Source organism: uncultured Tessaracoccus sp., assembly GCF_947255005.1.
Lineage (GTDB): Bacteria > Actinomycetota > Actinomycetes > Propionibacteriales > Propionibacteriaceae > Arachnia.
Genome location: NZ_CAMYFI010000017.1, coordinates 22928 through 46641 on the forward strand (window position 1 = coordinate 22928; position 23714 = coordinate 46641).

Annotated in this window: 24 protein-coding genes, 1 tRNA gene, 1 pseudogene and 1 riboswitch; of the genes and pseudogenes, 8 read left to right on the forward strand and 18 right to left on the reverse strand. The window is 65.9% G+C overall.

Annotated elements, in window-relative coordinates:
* Positions 1-80: 80 nt before the first annotated feature.
* The 4 genes and pseudogenes from Q0X61_RS13370 to hemE all read right to left on the reverse strand — a co-directional run bounded on the left by Q0X61_RS13370 (position 81) and on the right by hemE (position 3970).
* The gene (locus Q0X61_RS13370) at positions 81-767 is read right to left on the reverse strand and encodes a uroporphyrinogen-III synthase (protein WP_367270708.1); all 687 of its coding nucleotides are present in this window, start codon (positions 765-767) and stop codon (positions 81-83) included.
* A gap of 57 nt (positions 768-824) precedes the next feature.
* Positions 825-1706 (reverse strand): annotated as a pseudogene (hemC, locus tag Q0X61_RS13375) (hydroxymethylbilane synthase); the annotation flags it as partial.
* Positions 1707-1715: 9 nt separating this feature from the next.
* Entirely contained in the window at positions 1716-2969 is a 1254-nt protein-coding gene (locus tag Q0X61_RS05580; protein ID WP_297741164.1) for an NAD(P)/FAD-dependent oxidoreductase, read from the reverse strand.
* Positions 2966-3970 carry a uroporphyrinogen decarboxylase gene (hemE, locus tag Q0X61_RS05585; RefSeq protein ID WP_297741166.1) on the reverse strand — a complete coding sequence of 335 codons (1005 nt, stop codon included), beginning with the start codon at positions 3968-3970 and terminating at the stop codon, positions 2966-2968. Before hemE ends, Q0X61_RS05580 begins: the two co-directional genes overlap by 4 nt.
* A gap of 47 nt (positions 3971-4017) precedes the next feature.
* On the opposite strand from hemE, the gene Q0X61_RS05590 reads away from it, so the two are divergent.
* The 3 genes from Q0X61_RS05590 to hemQ are packed head-to-tail and all read left to right on the forward strand — an operon-like array spanning position 4018 to position 7048.
* Positions 4018-5283 (forward strand): glutamyl-tRNA reductase, encoded by a 1266-nt coding sequence (locus Q0X61_RS05590; RefSeq protein WP_297741168.1) that lies wholly within the window; start codon positions 4018-4020, stop codon positions 5281-5283.
* The gene (locus Q0X61_RS05595) at positions 5280-6335 is read left to right on the forward strand and encodes a ferrochelatase (protein ID WP_297741169.1); all 1056 of its coding nucleotides are present in this window, start codon (positions 5280-5282) and stop codon (positions 6333-6335) included. The genes Q0X61_RS05590 and Q0X61_RS05595 overlap by 4 nt, the downstream gene beginning before the upstream one ends.
* Positions 6332-7048: a hydrogen peroxide-dependent heme synthase gene (gene hemQ / locus Q0X61_RS05600; RefSeq protein WP_297741171.1), complete on the forward strand. Its 717-nt coding sequence runs from the start codon at positions 6332-6334 to the stop codon at positions 7046-7048. The genes Q0X61_RS05595 and hemQ overlap by 4 nt, the downstream gene beginning before the upstream one ends.
* Positions 7049-7273: 225 nt before the next feature.
* Here hemQ and Q0X61_RS05605 read toward each other — a convergent pair whose 3' ends face one another.
* On the reverse strand, positions 7274-8467 hold the full coding sequence (locus tag Q0X61_RS05605) for a TIGR04053 family radical SAM/SPASM domain-containing protein (RefSeq protein ID WP_297741173.1): 1194 nt from the start codon (positions 8465-8467) through the stop codon (positions 7274-7276).
* 128 nt (positions 8468-8595) lie between these two features.
* Positions 8596-8737: riboswitch (cobalamin riboswitch) on the forward strand.
* Positions 8738-8869: 132 nt separating this feature from the next.
* On the opposite strand from Q0X61_RS05605, the gene Q0X61_RS05610 reads away from it, so the two are divergent.
* The 3 genes from Q0X61_RS05610 to Q0X61_RS05620 are packed head-to-tail and all read left to right on the forward strand — an operon-like array spanning position 8870 to position 11677.
* A complete protein-coding gene (locus tag Q0X61_RS05610) occupies positions 8870-9838 on the forward strand; it encodes an iron ABC transporter permease (RefSeq protein ID WP_297741203.1) in 969 nt (322 codons plus the stop codon).
* 31 nt (positions 9839-9869) lie between these two features.
* Positions 9870-10904 carry an ABC transporter substrate-binding protein gene (locus tag Q0X61_RS05615; protein ID WP_297741175.1) on the forward strand — a complete coding sequence of 345 codons (1035 nt, stop codon included), beginning with the start codon at positions 9870-9872 and terminating at the stop codon, positions 10902-10904.
* Positions 10904-11677, forward strand: coding sequence for an ABC transporter ATP-binding protein (locus tag Q0X61_RS05620; protein WP_297741176.1), 774 nt, complete (start codon positions 10904-10906; stop codon positions 11675-11677). Before Q0X61_RS05615 ends, Q0X61_RS05620 begins: the two co-directional genes overlap by 1 nt.
* Positions 11678-11683: 6 nt before the next feature.
* On the opposite strand, the gene Q0X61_RS05625 is transcribed toward Q0X61_RS05620, so the two are convergent.
* The 3 genes from Q0X61_RS05625 to Q0X61_RS05635 all read right to left on the reverse strand — a co-directional run bounded on the left by Q0X61_RS05625 (position 11684) and on the right by Q0X61_RS05635 (position 13670).
* On the reverse strand, positions 11684-12352 hold the full coding sequence (locus Q0X61_RS05625) for a TM2 domain-containing protein (protein ID WP_297741178.1): 669 nt from the start codon (positions 12350-12352) through the stop codon (positions 11684-11686).
* A gap of 248 nt (positions 12353-12600) precedes the next feature.
* A complete protein-coding gene (locus Q0X61_RS05630) occupies positions 12601-13023 on the reverse strand; it encodes a hypothetical protein (RefSeq protein WP_297741180.1) in 423 nt (140 codons plus the stop codon).
* A gap of 44 nt (positions 13024-13067) precedes the next feature.
* Positions 13068-13670: a histidine phosphatase family protein gene (locus tag Q0X61_RS05635; RefSeq protein ID WP_297741181.1), complete on the reverse strand. Its 603-nt coding sequence runs from the start codon at positions 13668-13670 to the stop codon at positions 13068-13070.
* A gap of 123 nt (positions 13671-13793) precedes the next feature.
* Between Q0X61_RS05635 and Q0X61_RS05640 the strand changes: the two genes are divergently transcribed.
* Positions 13794-13876, forward strand: a tRNA-Leu gene (locus Q0X61_RS05640).
* Between the two features lie 120 nt (positions 13877-13996).
* On the forward strand, positions 13997-14218 hold the full coding sequence (locus tag Q0X61_RS05645; RefSeq protein ID WP_297741183.1) for a hypothetical protein: 222 nt from the start codon (positions 13997-13999) through the stop codon (positions 14216-14218).
* 28 nt (positions 14219-14246) lie between these two features.
* On the opposite strand, the gene Q0X61_RS05650 is transcribed toward Q0X61_RS05645, so the two are convergent.
* From Q0X61_RS05650 to Q0X61_RS05695, 10 genes are all read right to left on the reverse strand, one after another.
* Entirely contained in the window at positions 14247-14492 is a 246-nt protein-coding gene (locus Q0X61_RS05650) for a hypothetical protein (RefSeq protein ID WP_297741185.1), read from the reverse strand.
* Between the two features lie 93 nt (positions 14493-14585).
* Positions 14586-14993, reverse strand: a complete 408-nt coding sequence (locus Q0X61_RS05655; RefSeq protein WP_297741186.1) for a hypothetical protein — start codon at positions 14991-14993, stop codon at positions 14586-14588.
* A gap of 40 nt (positions 14994-15033) precedes the next feature.
* Positions 15034-15678, reverse strand: a complete 645-nt coding sequence (locus tag Q0X61_RS05660) for a recombinase family protein (RefSeq protein WP_297741188.1) — start codon at positions 15676-15678, stop codon at positions 15034-15036.
* 143 nt (positions 15679-15821) lie between these two features.
* Positions 15822-16037 carry a hypothetical protein gene (locus tag Q0X61_RS05665; protein WP_297741190.1) on the reverse strand — a complete coding sequence of 72 codons (216 nt, stop codon included), beginning with the start codon at positions 16035-16037 and terminating at the stop codon, positions 15822-15824.
* 149 nt (positions 16038-16186) lie between these two features.
* Positions 16187-17212 carry a hypothetical protein gene (locus Q0X61_RS05670; protein ID WP_297741191.1) on the reverse strand — a complete coding sequence of 342 codons (1026 nt, stop codon included), beginning with the start codon at positions 17210-17212 and terminating at the stop codon, positions 16187-16189.
* A 56-nt stretch (positions 17213-17268) separates the two neighbouring features.
* Positions 17269-20091 carry an FtsK/SpoIIIE domain-containing protein gene (locus Q0X61_RS05675; RefSeq protein ID WP_297741193.1) on the reverse strand — a complete coding sequence of 941 codons (2823 nt, stop codon included), beginning with the start codon at positions 20089-20091 and terminating at the stop codon, positions 17269-17271.
* Positions 20092-20095: 4 nt separating this feature from the next.
* Complete coding sequence (locus tag Q0X61_RS05680; protein ID WP_297741195.1) at positions 20096-20860, reverse strand: hypothetical protein; 765 nt, start codon at positions 20858-20860, stop codon at positions 20096-20098.
* A gap of 18 nt (positions 20861-20878) precedes the next feature.
* Positions 20879-21208 (reverse strand): hypothetical protein, encoded by a 330-nt coding sequence (locus Q0X61_RS05685; protein ID WP_297741196.1) that lies wholly within the window; start codon positions 21206-21208, stop codon positions 20879-20881.
* Complete coding sequence (locus tag Q0X61_RS05690) at positions 21205-22236, reverse strand: hypothetical protein (RefSeq protein WP_297741198.1); 1032 nt, start codon at positions 22234-22236, stop codon at positions 21205-21207. The genes Q0X61_RS05685 and Q0X61_RS05690 overlap by 4 nt, the downstream gene beginning before the upstream one ends.
* Before the next feature lie 125 nt (positions 22237-22361).
* Positions 22362-23714 (reverse strand): DNA polymerase (locus Q0X61_RS05695; RefSeq protein ID WP_297741200.1); only part of this gene is annotated, 1353 nt, incomplete at its 5' end.

Here is a 23714-nt window from a genome sequence, read left to right on the forward strand (position 1 = left end):
CGCCGAATGACCGTTATCCTCCACGCCTGCAGAAAACACTCGAAAAGCGGGTCTCGTTCGCTTCTCGTGGAGGATAACGGTCAACTTTCGTGGATGCTCCCGATGGCCTCGACGAGCCCAGCCACGTCTTGCGTGGCCGCGGTGGCCGCGACGGGGACGCCTGCGGCGGCGAGCGCGCGCCGCGACGGCTCACCGAACGCGACGACGCGCACGTCGTCGCGCCACCCGAACAGCTGGGCGAACGCCCTCCCGACGGACCCCGACGTGACCACCACCACGTCGAATTGCCCGGAACCCCAGGCGCGAATGGCCTCGCCAGGCGCACTATCCAGCGCTGCCATGGTGTAGACGGGCACGACGTCGACCGCCCACCCCTTCGCGCGCAGCCCGTCGGCCAGCGTGGGGGAGGAGAGCTTCGAGCCTGGAATCAGCACTCGGCCGGGCCCCTCGGGGAAGGAAGCCGCCAGCGCACGTCCGCTCGATTCCCACTCCGGGACGAGATCGACGACGTATCCCGCCGCCTCGAGCGCCCTCGCTGTCACCGCTCCGACCGCAGCCACGCGCGCTCCTTCTGGCAGCCGGATCCCGCGCTTGGACAGGGATCGCACGGTGTTTGCCGAAGTCACGGCCACCCAGTCGGCGTCCCGCAGCGGCTGGCTGAGCGGCACATCCACCGCTTCCTGCACGGGCTGGCAGAACACCTCCGCACCCGTGGCCCTCAACCCGTCCGCGAGCGCCCCATCGGCGCGCGGCAGGAACACCTGCACCCCCGCGAGCGGCGTGTTCCCTCTCCAGAGCGAGGCATCGTCATGCAGGTTGGCTAGCCGCGACGGGCGCGTCGCATCCAGTTCGGCGACGTCGGCCGCGCCGCCGTCGAGCAGCGCGCGCACCACGTCGTCAGCCGCATTGCCAGTAAGCTGCCGCTCCACCAACACCGACGATCGCCCGTCGAGCGCGAACACCCCGGCGCGCAGCACACCGTCGGTTACCAGCGCCGCGATGGGCGCCGCACAGCCGCCGCCCAATCCGGCGAGCACCGCTCGCTCGGCTTCCACCGCCTGTCGGGCCTCGGCGTCGTTGACGGCGGCCAGGGTCTGCAGCACTTCGGCGTTGTCAGCGCGGCATTCGAGCGCCAGCGCGCCTTGGCCTGGCGCGGGCAGGATGGGGAGTAGTTCGTCGATCTGGTCTGCCATGCCCAACCGACGAAGCCCCGCCGCCGCAAGCACGACAGCGTTGAGATCGCCGTCGGCGACCCGCGCCAGGCGCGTGCCGACGTTGCCGCGGATGTCGACGTACTGCAGGTCGGGCCGCAGCGCGCGCAGCTGGGCAACCCGCCGGGGCGACCCGGTGCCCACCTTCGCGCCGGCGGGCAGATCGTCGAGCCGGCGCCCGGCGGCGCAGAGCGCGTCGTGGGGGCAGGCTCGCTCAGGTACGGCGGCGACGGCGAGCCCTGGCACTGCTGCGGTGGGGAGGTCTTTCAGCGAGTGGACGGCGAAGTCGCAGCGCCCGTCGAGGATGGCGGTGCGCAGCTCCGCGGCGAACACGCCGAGCGTGCCGAGCCTAGTGAGCGACCCACGCTCCACGTCGCCGCCGGTGCGGATGCGCACCAGCTCGACGGTGTGCCCGAGCGCCCGCAGTTGGTCAGCCACGAGCTCCGATTGGGTCACCGCTAGCAGCGACGCCCGCGTGCCAAGCCTCAAATGCATGCCAGCTCCTCACCGAATCCGTTGCGCGGCCTCAACCACCGGCCCGATGCCGTTGCCGTCGAGCCACGCGCCCACCACATCGACGCCAACCGACGCCGCCGCCTCCAGCACGGCCTCGCGCGCATCAGCGGCGATCCGCCCGGGCATCTCGTGGGGGATGGCGACGACGTCGCGGATGTGGCCGCTCAAATCCAGTTTGGGCAGCGCCGATGCATCCGCCGCCACCACCTCACGAGACGGCGCCTCCGCCCCGCCGTACGACAGCCGCAACACATGCACGCCCTCCACCCACGGCCACTTGCGCGAGTAGTGAGTGAGCGCCCGGGCGACGATGGCGTCGTCGCGCTCACCCATCAGCAGCCCAGATCCGACGGGGTCCGCGCCGAGTCCTGGGTGGTCGCTCGCCACCAGCACAACCTGCGATGGCGTGGTGGCCGCTGGCTCCGACACCGTCGCGCCCAGCCCCGCCAGCAGTCGCGCTGTCACCGCACCGGGGGTGGCGAGCACGACGCGATCGGCCCGCAACTGTCCATCACTCGTAGCCACGACGAACTCAGCGCCGTCGCGCTTCACCGCGGACACGGCGCATCCGCACCGTACCTCCAGCGGCGCCGCCAGCTCCTGGATCAGGCGGAACATCCCTCCGACGGGCTGCGCCACCGCCGCCTGCCCGGGGCGCCTGAGCGATGCCACCGCGCCCAACAGCGACCCCTCCGCCGCCAACGCCCCCAACAGCTTCGGCGCGAACACGTCGAGCCGCACATCCATCGGGTCCGAGCGGTACACGCCGCGCGTCAGCGGCGCCATGAGTTTCCGGACGACGCCTTGCCCCATGCGCGCCTCCGCAAGCTGGCCTGCGGTGGTGGCGTCGGCGCCGACGCTGCGATCGAGGCTCAGATCTCGCTCCACCTGCGCGCGCTCATCCGCGGTCAGTACCCTGAGCGCCGGGTCGTCGAGCGATCCCGGGATGCCCAGCACCCCGTCGGCGAGTGGCACGATGCAATCGCTCCACCACACGTGCGGCTGTCCGGCCGGCCCGGCCACTGTCAGGCCGAGCTCATCGCACAGCGCCTGCGCGGCCGCGCTGCGGGTGGCGAACGCCTCGGCTCCCGCGTCGACGCGCACCCCGCCCACCTCGACGGGCGCGATCATCCCACCCGGCGCGTTCGCCGCTTCGAGCACCACCACGTCGTGCCCGGAGTCGACGAGATTCCGCGCGGCGAGCAGCCCCGCCAGGCCGCCTCCGACGACAACGGCGCTCATAGTTCGTGGATGAGCGCGACGAGGTCGGTCAGCACGCTCGGGTCGGTGGTGGGAGGAACGCCGTGGCCGAGGTTCACAACGTGTGCGGGAGCGGCCTTGCCGCGCTCGACGACGTCGCGGGCATGGGCCTCCAGCGCGTCCCAGCCGGCGGCCAGCATGGCGGGGTCGATGTTGCCCTGCAGCGGCAGACCGGGCACGAGCTGGGCTGCCTCGTCGAGGGGCGTGCGGTAGTCCACACCGATGGCCTCGACGCCGCATTGGGCCATGTCAGGAAGGATGTGGCGCGTGCCGACACCGAAGTGAATGCGCGGCACCCGCCCCTCAACCGCGGCCAGCGCGTGTGCCGAATGCGGCGCGACGGAAGAGACGTAGTCCGCCCGGCTGAGCGCCCCTGCCCACGAGTCGAATAGCTGCGCCGCCCGCGCACCGGCGTCGACTTGCACCTGCAGGAACTGGCCCGACAGCTCCGCGCACCACGCGAGCAGCCGCTCCCACGAGGCGGGGTCGGCGTGCATCATGGTGCGGGCCGTGAGGTGATCGCGTGATCCCTTTCCTTCGACGAGGTACGCCGCCAGCGTGAACGGCGCGCCCGCAAACCCGATGAGCGGCACCTCGCCCAACTCGCCGACGAGCAGCCGCACGGCCTCGGTGATCGCCGACGGGTCGTCCATGCGGTGCGACGTGATCCGGTCCACGTCGGCTGCGCTGCGCACCGGCTCGTCGATCACGGGCCCCACGCCGGGCACGATGTCGACGTCGACGCCAGCCAACACCAGGGGCGTCATGATGTCAGAGAAGAAGATCGCCGCGTCCACCCCGTGCCGCCTGACGGGCTGCATCGTGATCTCGGCAGCGAGCTCCGGCCGCAGGCACGCCTCCAAGATGGTGGTGCCTTGGCGTACTTCTTTGTACTCCGGTAGCGAGCGGCCTGCCTGGCGCATGAACCATACGGGTAACCGACGGGGGCGGGCCCCGCTCAGGGCTTCGAGAAACGTGCTCATACTCCCTGATTCTGCCGTATTGCTTCAAGGTGGTTGAATGGACCCATATGTCTCTGCAGATTTTCTCTCTCGAACACCACCGTCACGGTCTGCCGGTGGTGGAACAGGCCGCAGCGAATGTCGACGGAGTCGCCGAGCGGATCGCCCACCACGACGGCGTGCGGGGGGTTGTTCTGCTACACACCTGCAACCGGGTTGAGCTGGTGCTGGAGGTAGACGACGCCGGCCTGGCAATCCCGTCCCTGCTGCGTGAACACTTCGGCGCAGAGTTCCCGTGGCGCATCTACCGAGGCGAGCAGGCCCTCGACCACATCTTCCGTGTGACCGCAGGGCTCGAATCCATGGTGATGGGGGAGCGCGAGATCGCTGGCCAGTACCGCCGCGCGCTGCAGGAGGCGCAGGCTAGTGGGCACGCCTCGCTCGCCATCAGCACCGCCATCGAGGAGGCGCTGCGGACTTCCAAGAAGGTGGCCAGCCACACGCACCTCGACGGCGCCGGGCGCTCGGTCGTCTCCGTCGGCCTGGATCTGCTCACCGTCGACGACTGGTCGGAGTCACGGGCGCTCCTCGTCGGCACCGGCAGCTACGCCGGCGCGGTGGTGGCCGCGTTGAAAGCCCGCGGGGTGCGCAGCATCGGCGTGCACTCCGCTACGGGCCGCGCGGCTTCGTTCGCTGACGCCCACGCCATCGATCCCGTCGACGACCTCTCCGACGCCCTCGGCGCCGCCGACGTGGTCGTCACCTGCCGCGGGCGGGGTGCAGTGATTGGCCCCGACGATGTCCGCTCCGGCATGAAGTTCCTCGACCTCGCGCTCGTCCGCGACGTCGACCGCGCGGTGGAAGCGGTACCCGGCGTGCAGGTGGTGAACCTGGAGACCGTCCAGCTGAACGTCGACCCGAAATACGACGGCGACCTCGCCACCGCTGAGCGTCTCATTGACGCCGGACGCACGGCCGCGCTGACGAAGATCCGCGCCCGCGTCGTCGACCCAGCCGTCACCTCCTTGCGTGAGACGGTGATGCACCTCGTCGAGGAAGAAACCGACCGTCTGCCGAATCGCCCGCTGACGAAGGAGGACGCCTCCCGGGCACTCGAGCGCCTCGCCGTCCGGCTGCTCCACATTCCCTCCGCGCGCGCCCGTGAGGCCGCGCAGTTGGGGCGCACCAACGAATATCTCATCGCCATGCATGAGCTCTACGGCATCGGAGAGCCACTCGCCGCGTACGAGGTGGAGGAGGGGCGCTGCCCCGTCACCGGACTCGGCATGGACGACGTCGCTAGCCAGAACCCCCAACGCACCATCGCATCATGAATATCGAACCTTATAGCGCCATCATGGTGGCCTCGTATGGCGGCCCCAACGAGCCCGACGACGTGTTGCCGTTCATGCGCAACGCCACCCGCGGCAAGGGGATTCCCGACGAGCGCCTCTTGGAAGTCTCCGAGCACTACATGCTGTTCGGCGGTAAGTCGCCCATCAACGAATTGAACGCACAACTCGTCGACGCGCTCCAGGCCGAGCTGCACCGTCGCGGCGCCGACGTGCCCGTGGTGATCGGCAACCGCAACTGGGAGCCGTACATGGTAGATGTGGTGCGCGAACTCGTCGACGGTGGGCACGAACGGGTGCTCGCCGTCGCGACGAGCGCGTACCAGTCGTACTCCAACTGCCGGCAGTACCACGAAGACCTCGTGCAAGCCTGCGATGAGCAGCCCATCGTCGTCGACAAGCTGGACCCCTTCTGGTGGGCCCCCGAGTTCGCGAGCGCCAACGCCCGGCGCGTAGTCGCCTCGTGGAGGAAGCTTCGGGAGCGGATCGGCGACGGGAAAGCCCGCCTGGTGTTCGTCACGCACTCCATCCCGGTGGCGATGGAGGAGCGCTCCGGCCCGGGTGCGCCGTCGCCGCTGTATCAGGCGCAACACCTCCAAGTGGCGCAACAGGTGGCGGAGCTCGCCGCCGACGAGCTGGGTGAGGCGCTCACCTGGGATCTCGCCTTCTGCTCCCGCTCCGGGCCGCCGCACGTGCCATGGCTGGAACCCGACGTGAACGACCACCTCGAGGCGATCATCGACGAGGTAGACGGCGTCGTCGTAGCCCCCATCGGTTTCATCGCCGACCACATGGAAGTGGCCTTCGACCTCGACACCGAGGCCGCCAAAACCGCCCGCAGCTTGGGGCTCGCCTACGAGCGTGCGGGCACCGTTGGCGTGGACGACGAGTTCGTCGGCATGCTGGTGGATCACATCGAAGACGCCGCTCGGCGTGCCAGCGAGGGCAAGCCGGTGGATGAGTACTGTCATTTCGCGGGCGGCACGTGCTGCCTGCCACCCCAACGTCCCACCCGAACAGGAGCACCATCGTGAAGCACCCCAGCCGCGACGAGCGTGACGAGGAAAACGTCGACTACAAGGCCATTAACCGCGGATCGCACTACTCCATGCACGCTGTGTTCGCCACGTGCATGCCGCTCGCCAGCGACGCCGATGCGCAGGCGACCGCGCTGCGCGAAGAGATCGAAGCCACCGGCGTGACCATCCGCGGCTTCTACGACGTCAGTGGGTTCCGCGCTGACGCCGACCTCATGGTGTGGATGCTCTCCGACGATCCCCACGCACTCCAGCGTGCCTACCACACCATCCGCAATAGCGAGCTGGGTGCGGCGCTGGGGCCGGTGTGGTCCGCCGTCGCCGTGCACCGCGCCGCTGAGTTCAACAAGGCGCACGTGCCGAGCTGCTTCGCCGGGATCGCGCCGCGCCCCTGGGCGACGGTGTACCCGTTCGTGCGCAGCTACGACTGGTACGTGCTCGACGATGCCCACCGCTCCAAGATGTTGCGCGAGCACGGCATGGCAGGGCGCGAATATCCCGACGTGATCGCGTCGACGATGTCCGCTTTCGCCCTCGGCGACTACGAGTGGATCCTCACCTTCGAAGCCGACGAGCTCCACCGCCTCACGGACGCGATGCGCCACCAGCGCGGGGTCGAGGCGCGCCTGCACGTGCGCGAGGAGACGCCGTTCTTCACCGGCCCGCTCGTCACCCTCGACGAGTGGGTCGCCCGCCAACCGCGCGCCTGACGCCCTCCTGCTGGCCGGGCCTCCGTCGGGCATACGTAACCTGTGCGGCTCAGTTCCGGATCAAGTGTCACTTGCCCAGCTGCGACGAGGCGCCGTCGGGAGACAGGTGACACTTGATCCGCTCAGTTGCCGCACAGGTTGCACCTGCTGGGGCGAGCCCAGCACCCGTCAGACAGGCACAGGATAGATCAAGTTCGTGGTGGGTAGACGAGCCACCAACTTGATCTATGATTCGGCGTCGGCCAGCCACGCATCGGGTTGGTAGATGCAGGTGGGGTCGGAGGCGAGCGGGTCGCCCAGCATGGCGTGGGCGCGGGCCCTCGAGCCGCCGCAGATCCAGTTGAAGTCGCACACGCTGCACTTGCCGGAATAGCTCGACGGGTCGCGCAACGCCTGCATCATGGGCGCGTTCGAGTAGATGTCGTGGAACGACTGCTCCTTCACCGATCCACAGCGATACGGCAGGAATCCCGACGGGTACACGTCGCCGATGTGATCCACGAACGCAAAGCCCCGGCCCGAGTTCACCCCGATGGGTGGGCGGGGCGGACGTCGATGCGTCACCTCGCCCAGCAGCCGGTCGGTCTCGGCCATCAGCCACCGGTGCAGCTCGCCGCGCTCGGGCATGGGGAGCCCGGCCTGGCGGGCCTCGTCGCGCTGGATCGCCACGCGACGGTAGTTCGGCGCCTCGGTGACCTTCACCGCGATGCGGTCGGAGACATCGTGCAACCAGTGCAGCACGTCCTCCATCTGCTCCGGGTCGAGGGGCTCGAGGTTCGAGCCGCGCCCCATCGGCACGAGGAACAGCAGGTACCACATGTGCGCCTGCATGGCGATGGTGTTCGCCAGCAGCTGCGGCAGTTCCTGCAGGTTGTTCTTGCAGATCGTGGTGTTCACCTGGAAGCGGAATCCATGCTTGACAACGAGTTTTGCTGCCTGCATCGTGGCGTCGTAGGTGCCTGCGATGCCGCGGAATGAGTCGTGCGTGGCGGCGGTGGCGCCGTCGAGGGAGAGCGAGAACGCCTTCACGCCGGCCTCGCGCACGGACGCGAGTCGTTCGTCGGTGAGCAGCGGAGTCACCGACGGCGACAGCGCGATCGGCAAGCCGATGCTGGTGCCGTATGCGATGAGCTCCTCCAGATCGGGTCGCTCGAACGCGTCGCCGCCGGAGAGGATCACGATGGGGCGAGGCGTACCGTAGGACGCGAACTCGTCGAGCAATTTCTTGCCCTCGGCGGTGGTGAGTTGGCGGGGGTCGGGCTTCGTGAACGCGTCGGCGCGGCAATGCTTGCACGCCAGCTGGCAGGCCCTGGTCACCTCCCACACGATGACGTGCGGTCGCTCGCCGGCGTCGTGATGCAGGGTACGAACGACGCCCTTGCGGGCCTCGTGAGGATGCGAACCAGGATGCGCAGACATGTCCCCGACGATAACCGCCTGCCACCGGGGCACCTGAAGCGGGGTCCGCTACCGGGGACGCAAGACAGTCCTGCCGCACATACTGAGCAAGGAGGGAGGGGGCCACAACAGGTCTCCTGCATGGTGTTATGATGACCGCACTTCTTCGGAGGCGGATGGCGTCATCGAAGATGCCCCTAGCCAGGGAATTCCGGTGAGAATCCGGAGCTGTCGCGCAACGGTATGGCCAAGAGCTAAGCCCGATCACTGGCGAAGGGCTGTGTATTTCCCGGTCGCGCGAAACGACCCTGACAGGAAGTTCAGACATTGCCCGTTCCTGAACGTGACGAATCGCCCAGGCAGCGCTTGGCCGCGAGACGTCGTCGGCTGTTCGGACGCATCCTCGTGCTTGCGGTGCTGCTGATGGTCTCGCCTGCCCTCACCATTGCGTTGGGCCCTGCGGGAGTGCCGATCCCAGAGGTGCTCGGGGTGATTGCGAGCCACATCCCTGGGTTGGACGTGGACATCACTTGGTCGCAGACGGCTGACGCTATCGTCTGGCAGACCCGGGCGCCCCGCATCGTTGGGGCGGTGGTGGTAGGCGCCGTGCTAGGCACGTCTGGGGTCGTGTTACAAGCCATTGTCCGAAACCCTCTCGCCGAGCCGTACGTGCTGGGAGTCAGCTCAGGAGCGTCCACGGGAGCAGCGGTCGGCATGGTCATCATCGGGACGACGAGTGCTGTTGGCGTCAGCGGGCTGGCGTTCATTGGTGCACTGATCGCCACCGGTTTGGTGCTTCTGATCGGAGGGCGCCAGGGCTCGTCGTTGCATCTTGTGTTGGGCGGTCTGGCGGTCGGTTTTGGGTTTCAGGCCGTGACCAACCTCATTGTGTTTTCATCAGGAAGCCCAGAGACGTCGAGAGCCGTGATGTTTTGGATGCTCGGATCTCTCGGGCGGATCTCGTGGAGCGATCTCCCGGTGGTGAGCGTGGTTGCTGTGGTACTCGTCGCGCTGATGATGCTCTTCGGCCCGGTTCTCGATGCCCTGAGTAGCGGAGATAACACGGCACGCTCCGTAGGGGTGGAGCCTGGACCTGCCCGGGCAATCCTGTTAGTGCTCGTCTCGGCCGCAGTGGGTGTCGCGGTCGCGACAGCGGGGAGCATCGGGTTCGTAGGGCTCGTGATCCCGCACATGATGCGTTCTTTCGTCGGGCATTCGCACCGCATGTTGGTGCTCGCGAGCGCTCTCGCGTCCTCACTGTTTCTCGTCTGGGCGGACGCGTTCGCCCGCATTGCTTTCGCCCCCGCCGAGCTGCCTCTGGGCGTTGTCACTGGACTCGTCGGGGCACCCATCCTCGTTGTACTCGTACGTCGATTGGCTCCGGGTCGCTGAAGCCAAACAACAACTATCGAAAGGTTCAACAATGACGAAACGATTGCTGGTACCACTGGCGCTACTCTCCCTGGCCGTTGCCGCGTGCGGCACATCTGCGGCTGACAAAGCAAATCAGGCCGCCTCGCAAGCGAGCGAGCCGAGCGCATCCACCTCGCAAGCCAGCGAGCCGAGCGCGGCGACGGGGTTTCCTGCGCGTATCACCAACTGCGGCCATGAGCTGACAGTTGAAAAGGCTCCGGAACGCGTGCTGATGTTTTCCGGAACAGCGGCACCTGTGTTGGATGAGCTGGGTTTGTTGGACAAGGTGACGGCGCACGCCGGTGCGCAGAGGTTTGGCGAGGCAGCCGGCGACCTCGATCAGAAACTCAGAGCCATCAAGCAGGTTTCCAGTGAGGAATTGGAGACTGGAGGCGCCTCGATGTCCACCGAGGCGATCCTCGCTGTCAACCCAGACCTCGTGCTCGCCTACGACCAAGGCGTTGATCGGGAGGCCCTTGCCAAACTGGGGATCCCGTTCTACTCACCGGAAGCGCTGTGCCCCAATTATGAGGTCAAGCAGGCATCGTGGGAGCTGGTGGACGAGGAGTTTGAACGGATTGCCACCATCTTTGGGGTGACCGATCGCTTGCCGCAGGCGTTGGAGCGCCTGCATTCGCAGGTCAATGAGCTCCAGCAGCACAGCGACGCCGTCGCTGGTTCGACTGGGGCGGCGTTGTACGTCACCCCAGGATCGTCCACCTTCTACGCGTACGGGACCTCGTCGATGGTGCAGCCAATCTTCTCGGCGGTGGGGCTGAAGAACTCATTCGACGACGAGACCACCCGGGTGTTCGACATGACGATGGAGACCTTGCTGAAACGGGATCCAGAGTGGATCGTACTGCTTTCCCAGGACGCGACCGAGCAGGAAGCGAAGGACACCTTCATGGGGTTCCCCGGCGTGGATGCGCTGCAGGCGGTAACCAAGAACCAGGTTGTTGTCTTGCCATTCGCGCTGACTGACCCGCCAAGCAACCTCTCGGTTGAGGGTGCTGTGCGACTTGCGAAGGCGTTGCATCAGTAGTGCTCGACGTTCGAGACGTTCGGATCGAGCGTGGTGGGAAGGTCGTGCTCGATGGGGTGAGCCTCGTGGCACGCCAAGGCGAGACCGTCGGCATTCTAGGGCCGAACGGTTCGGGCAAGTCTTCGCTCCTGCTGGCTCTGCAAAAGGCGTTGCAGATGAGGGAAGGGCAGGTTCTCCTGGACGGCACCGACGTGCAATTGCTTGGGCGACGCGCGATCGCTCAAGCAATTGCCGTGGTGGCGCAGGAAACGGGGACGACGTTGCCGCTTTCGGTGCGCGACTCCGTGATGCTCGGGCGTCTCGCGTCGTCTGGGATCCTGCGTTACGGCGCGTCTGCAGAGGAAGGTATCGTCGAGGAGGCGCTCGAGAGGGTGGGGCTCGCCGGCTACTCGGAGCGGCTCATCACACAACTCTCAGGAGGGGAACGGCAGCGCGCGCTGATAGCCCGGGCCATCGCACAGCAGGCTACGCATCTGCTTCTCGACGAACCCACGAATCATCTGGATTTGCGTCACCAATTCGCGCTACTCGACCTGATCGCCTCCCTCGATTGCGCCACCGTGATTGTGCTGCACGACCTGAATCTTGCAGCGCGCTGCTGCGATCGGCTACTCCTACTCGACGAAGGGCAGCTCGTCGCGGCGGGGACACCCGACGAAGTACTGCAACCGGCCCTGATCGAGCAGGTGTACGGGGTCTCGGTGGAGCGAATTGAGAGCGGGGGGAAGGTGCATCTCATCTTCGGACCTCCCCGCAGCAGCACTTCAGCCTGATGTTTGTTACTGCAGGATGCCACCGCGAGCATCACGGCTGGCCGATGATCCGGGAGACGCGGTGAGGATCATGATGCCTTCGACGATTCCCCAGATCGAGCTTATGAATGCGAGGAATCCGAAGGACAGCACAGTGATGAGCAACTGCGTGATGGCCTTCCCCGTGTAGCCGAGGTAGAAGTTGTGGATGCCGAAGGCGCCCAGAAAGATGGCAAGCAGACCAGCGGCCACCTTCGACTTGGTGCTGGGCGCCATGTTGCTGTACGGCCCCGGCTGGGCGGCGTAGCCATAGGGCGGTGGCGCACTCGGGTCGTATCCGGGCTGGGAAGCGTAGGGCTGCGGAGCGTAGGGCTGAGGCATCGCCACCGACGCGTCGCTATGGGCCTGGAGAGGTTGACCCATCGGGTCCGTATACCCGGCGGCATAGGGTGCGACGGGTTCCGGGCCGCGCGGCATCGGCTCCTGGAAGCCGCTGGGAGGTGCAGGCATCTCGAACTGAGGCGGCGCGGCAGGCGCGGGCGTGGGGCTCGGCGTCGGTGTGGGTTCAGGGGCCGAGTTGTCGGTGTATGGAGCCGTTGCCTCTGTCTCAGGGTCGGACTCGACTGAGTCGACATCGTCCCACGCGTCCTGCTCCTCGGACGAGGCGTAGGGGTCGTCGTAGGGATTGCTGCTCATCGGTTTCCTCCCGTTGTGTACAAGAACTCTTCCCCCCATGGTACGGCGTCGACGGTAATGCACGCGCATCGTGCGTTGCGCGCCGCAGCTACTGGTGCGTACCGACGTTGGAATACGACGGCGCGCCCCCGCTCGGCACGCTCACCTGTACGCGCTCGTCGGTGACGTGGCACGCATGCGAGGGCACGGCGCAGCGGCTGCGAGGGGCAGAAGACGTGGGTGCGTGGGCGCCATTGTGTCAGGTGAGGTTAGTGCGTCTTGTCCGCGGGGAGGTCTGGAGACAGCACCACGAGGCGCTCATTGATGGTGGCGAGTAGCGCGGCGGTCTCATCGTCGAGCTGGCGCATTGCCGCGCGCCGCTGAGAACCCCGTCGCGACGTCCACGCGAGCTCCCCGCGCATCCGCAGGGACGCTGCCTTCTGGCGCCACACTCTTGCATCCTCGGTATCCGGGAAAGCCTCGTCGACGGCATCCGCGCACGCCTCGATGGCGTCGATTTTGGCGTCGAATCGCACCTTCATGCTCGTGCTGTGGAGCGCGGACTTGATGTTGTCGACGGTGGCCTTCGCCGCTTCGGTGATTTTGGGCGCGTCTTTGAGTGCCGCGAGGAGGGCCGCCGACGCAGCCAACGCGCTGGTGGCGGCTTTGATGACGGGGACTGGATTGGCCATTGCCTAATCCTACGGGGTAGTGCCGAATCGGGAGGGAGGAGCGCTCAGGCGTCGTCTGCGGCGATGTCCGCGCCGGCCCAGCGAACGACCTTCCAGCCGTCAGCGGTTGACCCTTCCAGCACGATCCATTCCGTATTGTGCAAGGGCTGGGCGGTTTCGAGGTTGAGCGCTGGGGTGATGGTGAGCCCGAACACGCGTATGGCGGCACCGTGGCTCACCACTGCCGCGACGTCGTGCCCCGCGGCCTCAATCTCCTGCACGGCACCGGAGTAACGGTCGAGAAATTCGCGGGCGGTCTCGCCTCCCGGCAGGCCGACATCGAGGTTGTCGGGCGCCCAGCTTTCCAGCACTGCGACGTAGCGCTTCCAATCCGGGCTCATCTCATCGTCGCCTGCCGAGATTTCGGTGAGCCCCTCGAGCACGGTGGGGGTGAGCCCAAGCTTGTCAGCGAGTGGTTCCGCCGTCTGCTTCGCGCGCGTGAGGTGAGACGTGTAGAGCGCCTCGATGGGCTCATCCGCAATACGCTCGACGAGGTCTCGCGCCTGCTGGAGACCGAGCTCGTTGAGCGGCGCCCCCGGCGCTTGCGTGTCAAGAAGATGCTGCACGTTGGAATCGGTTTGTCCGTGACGAATGAGAATGAGGCGCATGATGCCAGGGTACTCAAGCTGTGGCGGAAGCGTTCCTTCGTTGCCGAATTGGTCAGAACTCGGCAATTTCCCCGCAGCAAAGCGCGTGTGCTACTGTTTCTCGGCGGACCAAATGTGTCCCACGCGCGAGTGGCGGAATGGCAGACGCGCCGGCTTCAGGTGCCGGTGCCCGCAAGGGCGTGGAGGTTCAACTCCTCTCTCGCGCACGGAACAAAACCCCGTCTGACTAGGCAAAACACCGAATCAGGCGGGGTTTTTTCGGCCCTTCCCCCACTTTTCCCCCACTTCAGTTTTTCGACCCCCACTTTTGCGTGCATGATGAGGGCATGGCTGACGACAAGGACAAGGCGACCCCTGACTTGCACATCGGCGCGGTGCAGTTGGTGCTGTGCGCAGTGTTCGGACTGCTTGGTGCCGTGCTATTCCCCGAACTGTCAGGCTTGGGCAGGGTCGCGTTCATCTTGGCCATGTTCCAGGCCGGCGCAGGTGTCGGTGCACTGGTTGCGGCCCACCATCGCGACGACAGCCTCGGGTATGTCCCGGCTTAGCACTCGGAGCTATCACCGCCGCGACGCTCTAGGCCTTATTTGCGGCGGCTGCTTTCGCCTTGGCAATGACGCGGCAGACACTCGAGACGTGGGCGATTCCTGCGGCCCGCCCCAGTTCCGCAAGTGTCGCCACCTTCGACTCATGTAGGCGTGCCAGCAACAACCCCCGGGCGGTCGCGGCGTTGTTGTACTCGGTCTCGGCATCCTCCAGTCGCTGGGTAGCCGCCCGGACGGATTCCAGCGCGGCGGCTTTCGTGTTCGGTGTCGTAGTCATGCCCCCAGTGTAGCACCACCTGCTAACACTTGGGGGCCGTCTGCTTGACGTACTGATTAAGCAGACGGCCCGGGTGGTGTCAGGTGTCAGGTGTCAGGCGGCGAGCAGCTCCTCCTCCCTGTCAGCCTTGCGCACGGCATCAGCGGCCACCGTCAAGTAGACGTAGGCATAGTTCTCGTTTATTGGGTCCACATCCCACACGGCATCGGCCCCGACCTGCTCAATCAGGGTCCGGGCTTCCTTAAGGCTCAGCTTCAGCCGCATGTACTCAGCCAGTCGGTAGAGGCCGGGCTCGATTTCGGCTTCGAGGATTAGCGGAGTGTGTGCGAGCTCCTCTTCAGTGAACAGGCAAGCGGTGGCGTAAGGGCGGCGCACGGGCTCGCCGGACATGTGGAGGGGAAAGTCGTAGGTCATGGTGGCAACGGCCGGGAGTTCGAGGCCGGGCTCAGCGGTTGCGGTCTCGAGGCCAATCAGTACAGCGGTGATGGTTTCGGGGTTCATGGTTTCGTCCTTCCTTCTGGTTCTAGTATAGCACCCCCTGCTAACTTTTCTGAGTGTTTGGGCGAAGTACGCGGCGAATTGTCCGGTCACTACACCCCAGCCGCCGCCCAATCCGCGCATAACTCCAGCCATCCGCTCGCCACTGCCTCGCCCGCTCGACATCGTCCGGCGTCAGTAACGAGGGCCTGCCCAGTACTACACCCTCGCGGCGTCGGTGTTCGAGGGCCTCACGTGTCCGGGCGCTGATGATTGCCCGCTCCCACGAGGCCACCGCGCCAAGAATCGAGCGTGTCAGTTCTCCGGTCGGGCTGTTGTCGCGGGTGTCTATGCTGCCGTCGAGGGCGCGGATACTGATACCCCGCTCCAGCAGCTCGTGGGTTGCAGCCAGCAAGTCGGGCAAACTCCGAAACGCGCGGTCGAGTTTGGTGACGAGCACGACATCACCGGGGGCCGCGACATCGAGCAACTCACGCATTGCCGGACGGTCGAGCAGTGGTGTGCCTCCGCTGACGCCGGTATCTGTCCAGCAGCGCCTCGCCCCTGCTGTGGTGAGTGCGTCCTGCTGAGCCTCGGCGTGCTGGTCGAGCGTGGATACCCGGCAGTAACCCCAAGCGATGGAGTTTTGGCCGGTTGAGTTTTGGCCAGCGTTTCTGCCGGGTTCGGGGCTGCGTGGTTTGTCGGTCATGGCTCTACAGTGTCGGTCTGCGGCACATACGAACGTTTTTGTCCCATTTGTCCAACAAGCCCGGACAAACCGGACAAAGAAGGCCCCCACCCAAGCAAGGGACCACGGACTCGCTCAGGTGGGGGCGGCTATAGGGGCGGCGGTTACTGCGTGGTGAACCGGTCGCGGATGGTGACGTGCGAGAACCCGGAGAGGCGAGCAACCTGTCGCAGGGGCACACCGGCGCGAAGGGCAGAGTCGATGGCGCTGTCTTGCTGTTGCTCGGCCTCCTCTCGATGGCGTGTTGCCTCAATCAGGGCGAGGGTTGCGGTCGCGTGCGCCTCGGCTGTGCGAACCACACGCGGGTCGATGGTGCTCATGATGGCTCCTCCAGTGTTACTACGGTGGTGGCTGGGTTATGGCTTGCAGGGTGCGGTTACGCGGAACACGGCACCGGCGAGGGGTAGCGGCGCACCGACCACCGCTACCCCCGAACATGCGAGGATGGCGGCGGTCACTGCGATAGCGGCTACACACCCGCTTCCGGCAGGTCAGGCTTCGGCTTGTCCGGGGTCGGCTCAGGCGTCGGCTCCGGCTTCGGCGTAGGCGTAGGCTTCGGCTCATCCGGCTTATCCGGCGTGCGTTCGTTCACCACGGTAAGCGTGCGCACGAGGTCAGTGTCATCGTCCGTGGTCTGCGGCTCGACGGTCACGGGCTCGGTCAGCAACTCGTAACCAGCCGGTGCCTCGGTCTCTGTCATGGTGCTGGTGATGCTCGCGGCCTCGCACTGATTCCCCAGTAGCACGTTCGGGTTCCAGACGGCATAGGTCATAGCCCCGGACTCGTCACTGGTTACCGTCGCAGTTGAGGTGTAGCGGGCAACGATAGCGGCGCGAGCGTCGGTGTCCTGCTGCTTCTCGGCCTCGGTCATTTCGGGCGGGTCGATGAAGGCGCTAGCAGAAACAGCCTCGTACATGGCCTTGTGCGCAGTCACCCAGTCCGCGTAACTGATGCTCGGGTCCATGGTGCGCTCGAGGGCGTCCAGTCCGGCCCGCTGTGCTGCGGCAAACTCAGCGGCGGCTTCACCCATGCCCTCCGCAATCTCGGCGCGCTTGGTCAGAGCCTCGCGGTATTCGCCTGCCTCGTCCGAATCTCGCCACGACTCCATGTACAGGGCCTGGCGCTCGGGCTCGGCGTTGTACCAGTGGCTCCAGTCCTGAGTCGGCACCGTGACCTGCTCGAGCTTGTTCCGGGTCTCGACAAATGGGGCGATGCGCTTGAGGTATGCGTCCTCGCCGGGTCTAGCATCCAGGTGCTCCTCAAAGATTTCGTAGTACCGGTCGGCGGGCACGATTACCGAGCCATTGGGTGCGGCCACGTCGAAGGTTGCGCCTGCGAGCGGCTGGCCGTCGGTGTCGGTCTTGGTGGCCTTGACCACGGCAACACAGGGGCGCGGGTCGGAGGCTTGGGCAGTCTGCGGAACGGCTGCAATCGTCGCTGCACCGGTGGCCGCGATAGCAAGGGCGGCGGCGGTCAGCTTCTTAATGGTGGTCATCTGTGTATTCCTTTCGGTCAGTAGGTAGAGGGGACGGACTGCACAACATGGCGGCATCAGTCCCAGAGGTCATCGGCGGGCGGTGGCGGTTGCTCCACCAGTGCGGACAAGTCGGTCGACGGGGTGCCGTTGGTGTCGCTGTCGAGGGTGAACTCGGCATCCTCGAATGGGTCGAACTCGGCGGGGGTGGTTTGGTTGCCGAATGGGTCGAGCACCACGGCCTGCCATTCCGGCTCAGCGTTCGGGTCTTTGATGCCTGTCCATGGGGTTGCCTCGGGGACACCGCGCTCGACCAGCAGCTCAGGAATCGTGCGAGCGGGCGCGTAGGCCACCCGCATACCCCGGGCTTGTCCGCCGTCTGCTGCAATGACACCGAGGCCACGGCTGCGTCCATCATCAAGGGTGCGGATTGCTTCGTCCACGTACACCGCTGTCTCGCCGGGAAACAGCATCGTCAGCGCTTCACGGCTCGGTGGCTTGCCCGGTGCACTGAGCTGTACGCCACTGGTCAGGTTGCTGCGCATTTCGCCGGACACAATCGAGGCGTCCGGGCGTTGGAGGCCGATGCTCAGATGGATACCGACAAACCGAGCCTCGCGCGCAATCCGGCCAGTAATCGAGGCAATAATGGAGCGGGCGGCGTTACGCTCGTTTGCCTCAGTCACGTACGGATGGTCTTTTTCTAGCCCCTTCGGTACCGGCTCCTGCATCACGAGGCTGCCGTACTCGTCCACAATCACCGTCGTGGGGTGTATCCGCTCCGCACGCCGGACTTCGGGGTTCAGGTCGCTCCACTTCACCTCGCCGTACTGCTGGAGCACGGACTTGCGGCGGGTGACCTCGGCATAGACGCGCTCCATGACGGCCTGCGCAAGAGGTAGCGAGTCCGCCCACGCCACCGTCCACGGCTTGATTGCGGCGAAGTCGAGCCCGGCCTTGGTCGGGTCTACGACGATAACCTCATGGCCGCGCATCAGGGCCTGCGTCACCCAAGTGAGCAGCAGGATGGTGTTGTGGGTGGGGACGAAGCCCTCGGTCAGGTAGGTGTGCCGGGGGTTGTCCACGAGCACGCACCGCATCGGGGTGACCATGCCAGTGGGGTAGGCGTCCACAATGTAGAGCTGCTCCTCCTGCATCCTGCGCACGCGCTTGCCGGTTCGCTTGGCTTTCCTGCCCTGTGAACGCACAAGCCACGTCGCACGCTCGGCTGCCTCCTCACTGTCGAACTCCCACACGGTCGCGTCAGGGTCGAGGTTATGGCTTGCCAGCAGGTCGGCCAGCTCCCGCTCTCGCTGCTCACGCTCACCTTGCTGGTGGAGGTCGAGTACGTACCCGTCGTATATCTCGTGGTACCACATATCCGGCAGCGAGATACTCACGTTGTGGCCCATCTGGAGCATCTGCTGGAGCTTGCGTGTGGTGCGCACCATCCGACGACCAAGCCGTGGCCCTTCCACGAGGCACCGGAGGGCTTCATCGACTGGATACAGCGTCTCCCCATTCGGCCCCTCAATGGTCTGGATGAGGTCGGCGGTCTCGAGGTCTCCGATTTCGTTGAGGTCAAAACATACGAGGCGGGAGATGTCGGAGGCCGTCGCGTAGGTGCCCGGGGTCGTGGCCTTGATGACTTTTCTGACTTTGTCCCAGTCTGATTTGTCCATGTGCCTGCGGTATTTCCAGAGCCAGTCCCGGTGCTCGGGCTTCTGGAACTCCTCGTCGTCCACAACCCACAAATGGTCGCCGGAGCACTCCAGCACCTGCCCGTCGTCCAGCACCACCTCCCAGATTTCGTAGTCGCGGGTGTCGCTGAATGCCACGATTTTGGTCGGCAGCAGTCCCTCGTCGTACAGGTAGTCGCCCACCTCGAGGTCACCCCAGCGCGCCCAGCCGTCAGGGAAACGCTCGGATACGGGCACAGGCACACGCGAGTACAGAGGCTGCGACTTGCCAGAGCCGGTCGGTCCCACCACGAGTCCGTGTGGCCCGGCTGCCAGGTTGATGCTGACCGGTTCGCCATCACTGCCCAGACCGACGGGGAGTTCTGCCCAGTCATCGGGGCGTACGGCATCAGGCAGGATGTCCGCAAGCGGCACAAGGTCGGGCAGGCGTTCGGGTGCGCCATAGACAAGGAACACTCGCTCATGTTGCGGGTCGTCGGTCACACGCCAGCCAGACGTGCCACCGGGAATCACCGAGGTGATGGCCTCTGTCCATGTCTTGATGCGCTTGTCTGCGTTACCCATGGTCGGGGCGCGGTCAACCACGACGAGCGCAATGTCGCCGTCTTCGTCGTAGCCCAGCACCACGTCGATGTCCCACGGGCGCACACCGATGTGGTCAGCCAGACGCGCCCGGAGCTTGCGGGTGGGGCCGTCAAGCAGAGCCGTGACTGCGCGCCTTGCCCAAGCATCGAACCGTACGAGGCTCAACCCTTCGCGTCCGAGGGTGGCGTCGAGGCGCTCCCCGTCGGTCGGGCGGATGTCGCGGGCAAGGGTCAGGTGCCGCTCGGGTCGAGGCCGCACCACCCAGCGACCGTCGACCACGTCGAGGCGGGCGGGGACGGCACCGAGTCGTTCCTCGCTGGCCGTGATGATTTTGTCCCAGTCGCGCGCGGGTTCAGCATCCGGCGGCAAGGTCAGGCGGGTGGGTGCCTTGGCCTCGATGCGCTCGGGCGGAATCAGTCCGTCGGTGTTCCTGCCGTTGCGTTCGGCCCATGCAATCAGCGCGGCGTGCCCTTTGCTCAGGCTGCCGTACAAGGTGCGCAGGTGTTCGTCGCCCTCGTCCATGCGTGCCATGTCGCGGCGGGTGTAGGCATTCCAGACGGCCTCGAGGAACTCGTCCTCGTTGAACTTGTCGCTGCGCTTGCGTCGCTTCAGCATGATGTCACCAGCCCTCCATCACGTCGGAGTCGATGCTCGGGTGGCGGGGCTGTGGCTCGTCAATGCCGGCAATCAGGCCTCCGGTTTCGGCCATAGTTGCGCGGGCGTTGGCGGTGGCGACACTCACCGGGGCCAGCACGATGCGGTTAGCCGAGGCACTGGCGACCTCATACTCAGGCATCATCTGCGCCACCAAGCCATCGATGCGGTCGAGGCGGGCAACGGTGGCGCTGTGTACGCGGCCTATGGTGATGGTGCCGTCGTCTGCCACAACCGGGGCCGAGTCGAGGATGCGCTCCTCTGCGATACCGAGGACAGCGGCCAGCGAGGAGGCAACGGCTCCGAGGCGCTGCTCTTGTACCGAGCCCGTGTGTACCTGTCGCCATGCTGCGGTGCCCAGTGCGGCGGCGGCAACGGCGAAGGCGGCGTACGTGCCCACGGTCAGCAGGCCACCGAGTACGACGACTCCGGCGGCAATCGGCCAAAACAGACGCGGCAGGTTGCCGAACATGGACACCGGGCGAGGGCAAGCCCAAGCCTTGACCATGGGCTCCACACTGACGAGGCCGAGGACACCGATAGGCACGATGTACAGCCAGTCGGTCGGGGTCAGCAGGGTGGTGACGACGCCGATACCCAGCGGCACCACGGAGTACACGTATCCGGTGCCGGTCGATGTGCCGTAGCGGTAGTTGTCGTTGAGGGTGCCGATAGCGATACGGCCAATGAGCCACGTTACGGCAATGGCTCCGAGGATGATTGCGAACATTTGAGTGGTCCTAACTGGTTAGCGGTTACAGGTAGTAGTGGTGGTTAGCTCGACGCCGTTACTGAGTTCGACATCGATTTGCACGGGTTTGTGGGGTTCGGCGGGGGTGACGTGGAACCGCTCGAACGTCGTGTCGGGGTAGCCAAAGATTGGGGACTGGCGGCTGCTGTTGACGGTGCCGACTGCTCGAATACGCAGGTCTTCGTTCACCGGCTCGACACTGACCATGAGCTTGCCGTCGTGGCGGCAGACCGTGCGGATAGTGGGCGAGGCAGCGGGGGTAGCGGTACAGCTTGCGGTCAGCATCAGTACGGCCATGGCGAGGGTTGCAGTTGTCGTGGTCTTCATCGGAGTGCTCCTAGTGCGGCGTTGAAGGTTGAGCAGGAAATCTGCGTGTACTTGGCCTGCTTCACACCGACCAAGCAACGGGCTGCGGCGGATGCGAACCGTTCGCTGGGCTTGTTGTAGTAGTTGCCCGCCCGGTAGCCAGCCTCAGTGGTGCCCAGTGCGCGGTAGTGAGCGGCGCGGGCTTCGGCAGAGGCGGGATAAACATGCAGGTGGGCGATTTCGTGGACGGCCAAACCAACGATTTGCTTGTCGGTCGCGCCCCCCTTCCGTGCGGCCTTAATGTCAACGGTTGCCCAGAGGCGCAGGTTGTCGCGGCTGCCATCGGGGAGTTCGCGCCAACGTCCCCTCGCCTTACCCTGTCCAAACGAGCCAGTGGGGACGCATTCGAGGACGGCACCAGCTGGGGCGGCGAGGTAGGTTTGTGCTTCTGCCCAGACCTGAGCGCAGGACAGGCGCGACTTCGACTTCTGCTTCGGCTTGGTCGCCTTGGCCTTGGCGGGGGCTGCGTTCTTCTTCGCTGGCTTCGACTTGGCGGGGGTCGCGGTCGCCTTCTTGGTCGACTTCTTCGGCTTGCTCGTGGCCTTGGTCTTCTTCACCTCTGGCTTCGGCTTGGTCGCCTTGGCCTTAGTCGCGGCGGGCTTCGGGGTTGCCTCGGCGGTCTTCTTCGCCACTGCCTTAGCCTTCTGCGTCGGCTTCGGGGTGGCTGCCTTCTGCGTCGCCTTAGCCTTCACCGTCGGCTTGCTCGTGGCTGCCTTGGTCACGGTCGGCGTCGGCTTCGGGGTCGTGGTCTTATTCACCGCTGGCTTCGGCTTGGGCGTTGGCGTGAGGCCCGGAGTCGCAGGGTTTTGCGTTTTGGAGGGAACAGACACCCCCTGCGACTCCGGGCGGTCTTGAGCCATCGAGGAAGGCGCGGTAGAAGGACGAAGATTCGCGGCTTCTTCCTCGACGGCGGCTTGTGGGGCGCATCCGGCCAGCAGCGCAACAATGGCTACGACTGCGGCGGTGGTGCGGTGTGGTGTCCTGTTCATGATTCCCTCCGGTATTCGTGGTCACTAGGTAAGGGGGACGGATTGCAAAGTGCTGCGGCGACCGTGGTGCGGTGCGGTGTCCATGCCCAGTAGAGGGGACGGACTGCAAACGATGGCGGCGGTCATCATGGGTGCCCCCAGCGCTCCCCCAGCACCATGGGCTCGGCGGTCAGTTGCACGCCGTCGAGGTCAAACTCCATCGCTGCCCGGAGATGTTCGAGGCACGGCTCGACTCGGTCACGGGGCACGCTCAGGGTCAACTCGTCATGTACCGCCATCCACACGGTGTCCACGCCGAGCTTGGGGTCGTCCACCACGCGCAACACCGCCTGTACGAGCAAATCGCGGGCGGTGGACTGCACCACGTAGTTGACTTTCCGGTGCGGTTCGGGGATGGGTAGCTGACGTTGCCCGACTCCCGAGCAGTACACGGCCTCGTCATGGGTTCGAGCCACGGTTCGCATCCACTGGCGAAGTTTGCGATACGGGCCGAAGATGTGCTCGCGTACCTCGGCAGCCTCGGCCTCAGTCATCCCCAGCGATTGCCCGAGCCCGGCGTCTCCTTGGCCATACAGCGGGGCCAGCAGTACGCGCTTGGCCACTGCTCGGTCGATGCCGAGGTTGGCGGCGATGGTGGCGTAGATGTCCCCGGTGGCCAAGTCCGCGCGCATCCGGGGGTCACCGCTCAGCCATGCCGCGACCTTGACCTCGCACGCGCTCCAATCGGCACCAATCAGCACCTCGTCGGGTTCTGCCATCAGGTACCGACGCAGCCCGCCCCTCATGTTGTGGAGTGCGGGGGCGGATACGGTCATACGCCAAGTCGCGGCCCCGGCGGCGTTAATGGTCGGATGTACGCGGCCCCCGGAGGCATGACGTAGCAGCTCCCGGGCTTTGGTGATGTCTGCCTTTGCCTCGCCTGCCTCAATCAGGGCAGTGACGAGCGGGGTTTGGGGCTCCAGCTTGCGCAGGTCTGGCAAGCGCACGGATTCGAGGCCCAGCTCGGAGGCGGTGGCACTGGTGAGGTCGGTGTCCCAGCTGGTGTTCAGGGTGTCGATGCGCGCGGTCAGGGTATCCACGAGGGCGCGCAGGCCGTCGGTGTCTACCAGCCAACCTCGAGCTTCCCGGTGTAGCCACAAATCCCGCCAGCGACACTCTGACTCGACCCAGCCCCAGCCTCGGTGCTCGGTCTGTGCCGGTCGCTTGGGGTATCCGGTGCATTCTTCGGCGGCGGTCAAGTCTTTGATGCCGCGAATAGCCACCCCTCGATTGCGTAGGGCGGTGACTGTCTCGCGGTGGGTCGGGCTCCACAACGGGATGCCGGACTTCACCAGCTCAGACAAGGTGGCCACGAGTTCGGCAGGAGGCACGGGCTCGCCGTCAACCAGCACCCGGTCGGCGTTAGCTTCGATGATTCGGTAGTCGTTCATGCCCCTTGAGGTGTCGGACGAGGCCCCAACTGTCCGAAGATTTTTCGG

What these genes read in the sequence shown, in the direction of transcription:
- Q0X61_RS05690 (WP_297741198.1), bottom strand. Translation starts at nt 22,236, where the DNA reads ATGAACAGGACACCACACCGCACCACCGCCGCAGTCGTAGCCATTGTT.
- Q0X61_RS05590 (WP_297741168.1), top strand. Translation starts at nt 4,018, where the DNA reads ATGTCTCTGCAGATTTTCTCTCTCGAACACCACCGTCACGGTCTGCCG.
- Q0X61_RS05655 (WP_297741186.1), bottom strand. Translation starts at nt 14,993, where the DNA reads ATGAACCCCGAAACCATCACCGCTGTACTGATTGGCCTCGAGACCGCA.
- Q0X61_RS05580 (WP_297741164.1), bottom strand. Translation starts at nt 2,969, where the DNA reads ATGAGCGCCGTTGTCGTCGGAGGCGGCCTGGCGGGGCTGCTCGCCGCG.
- Q0X61_RS05630 (WP_297741180.1), bottom strand. Translation starts at nt 13,023, where the DNA reads ATGGCCAATCCAGTCCCCGTCATCAAAGCCGCCACCAGCGCGTTGGCT.
- Q0X61_RS05660 (WP_297741188.1), bottom strand. Translation starts at nt 15,678, where the DNA reads ATGACCGACAAACCACGCAGCCCCGAACCCGGCAGAAACGCTGGCCAA.
- Q0X61_RS05605 (WP_297741173.1), bottom strand. Translation starts at nt 8,467, where the DNA reads ATGTCTGCGCATCCTGGTTCGCATCCTCACGAGGCCCGCAAGGGCGTC.
- Q0X61_RS05650 (WP_297741185.1), bottom strand. Translation starts at nt 14,492, where the DNA reads ATGACTACGACACCGAACACGAAAGCCGCCGCGCTGGAATCCGTCCGG.
- Q0X61_RS05680 (WP_297741195.1), bottom strand. Translation starts at nt 20,860, where the DNA reads ATGTTCGCAATCATCCTCGGAGCCATTGCCGTAACGTGGCTCATTGGC.
- Q0X61_RS05685 (WP_297741196.1), bottom strand. Translation starts at nt 21,208, where the DNA reads ATGAAGACCACGACAACTGCAACCCTCGCCATGGCCGTACTGATGCTG.
- Q0X61_RS05625 (WP_297741178.1), bottom strand. Translation starts at nt 12,352, where the DNA reads ATGAGCAGCAATCCCTACGACGACCCCTACGCCTCGTCCGAGGAGCAG.
- Q0X61_RS05635 (WP_297741181.1), bottom strand. Translation starts at nt 13,670, where the DNA reads ATGCGCCTCATTCTCATTCGTCACGGACAAACCGATTCCAACGTGCAG.
- Q0X61_RS05610 (WP_297741203.1), top strand. Translation starts at nt 8,870, where the DNA reads ATGGTCTCGCCTGCCCTCACCATTGCGTTGGGCCCTGCGGGAGTGCCG.
- hemE (WP_297741166.1), bottom strand. Translation starts at nt 3,970, where the DNA reads ATGAGCACGTTTCTCGAAGCCCTGAGCGGGGCCCGCCCCCGTCGGTTA.
- Q0X61_RS05670 (WP_297741191.1), bottom strand. Translation starts at nt 17,212, where the DNA reads ATGACCACCATTAAGAAGCTGACCGCCGCCGCCCTTGCTATCGCGGCC.
- Q0X61_RS05595 (WP_297741169.1), top strand. Translation starts at nt 5,280, where the DNA reads ATGAATATCGAACCTTATAGCGCCATCATGGTGGCCTCGTATGGCGGC.
- Q0X61_RS05675 (WP_297741193.1), bottom strand. Translation starts at nt 20,091, where the DNA reads ATGCTGAAGCGACGCAAGCGCAGCGACAAGTTCAACGAGGACGAGTTC.
- Q0X61_RS05665 (WP_297741190.1), bottom strand. Translation starts at nt 16,037, where the DNA reads ATGAGCACCATCGACCCGCGTGTGGTTCGCACAGCCGAGGCGCACGCG.
- Q0X61_RS05645 (WP_297741183.1), top strand. Translation starts at nt 13,997, where the DNA reads ATGGCTGACGACAAGGACAAGGCGACCCCTGACTTGCACATCGGCGCG.
- Q0X61_RS05615 (WP_297741175.1), top strand. Translation starts at nt 9,870, where the DNA reads ATGACGAAACGATTGCTGGTACCACTGGCGCTACTCTCCCTGGCCGTT.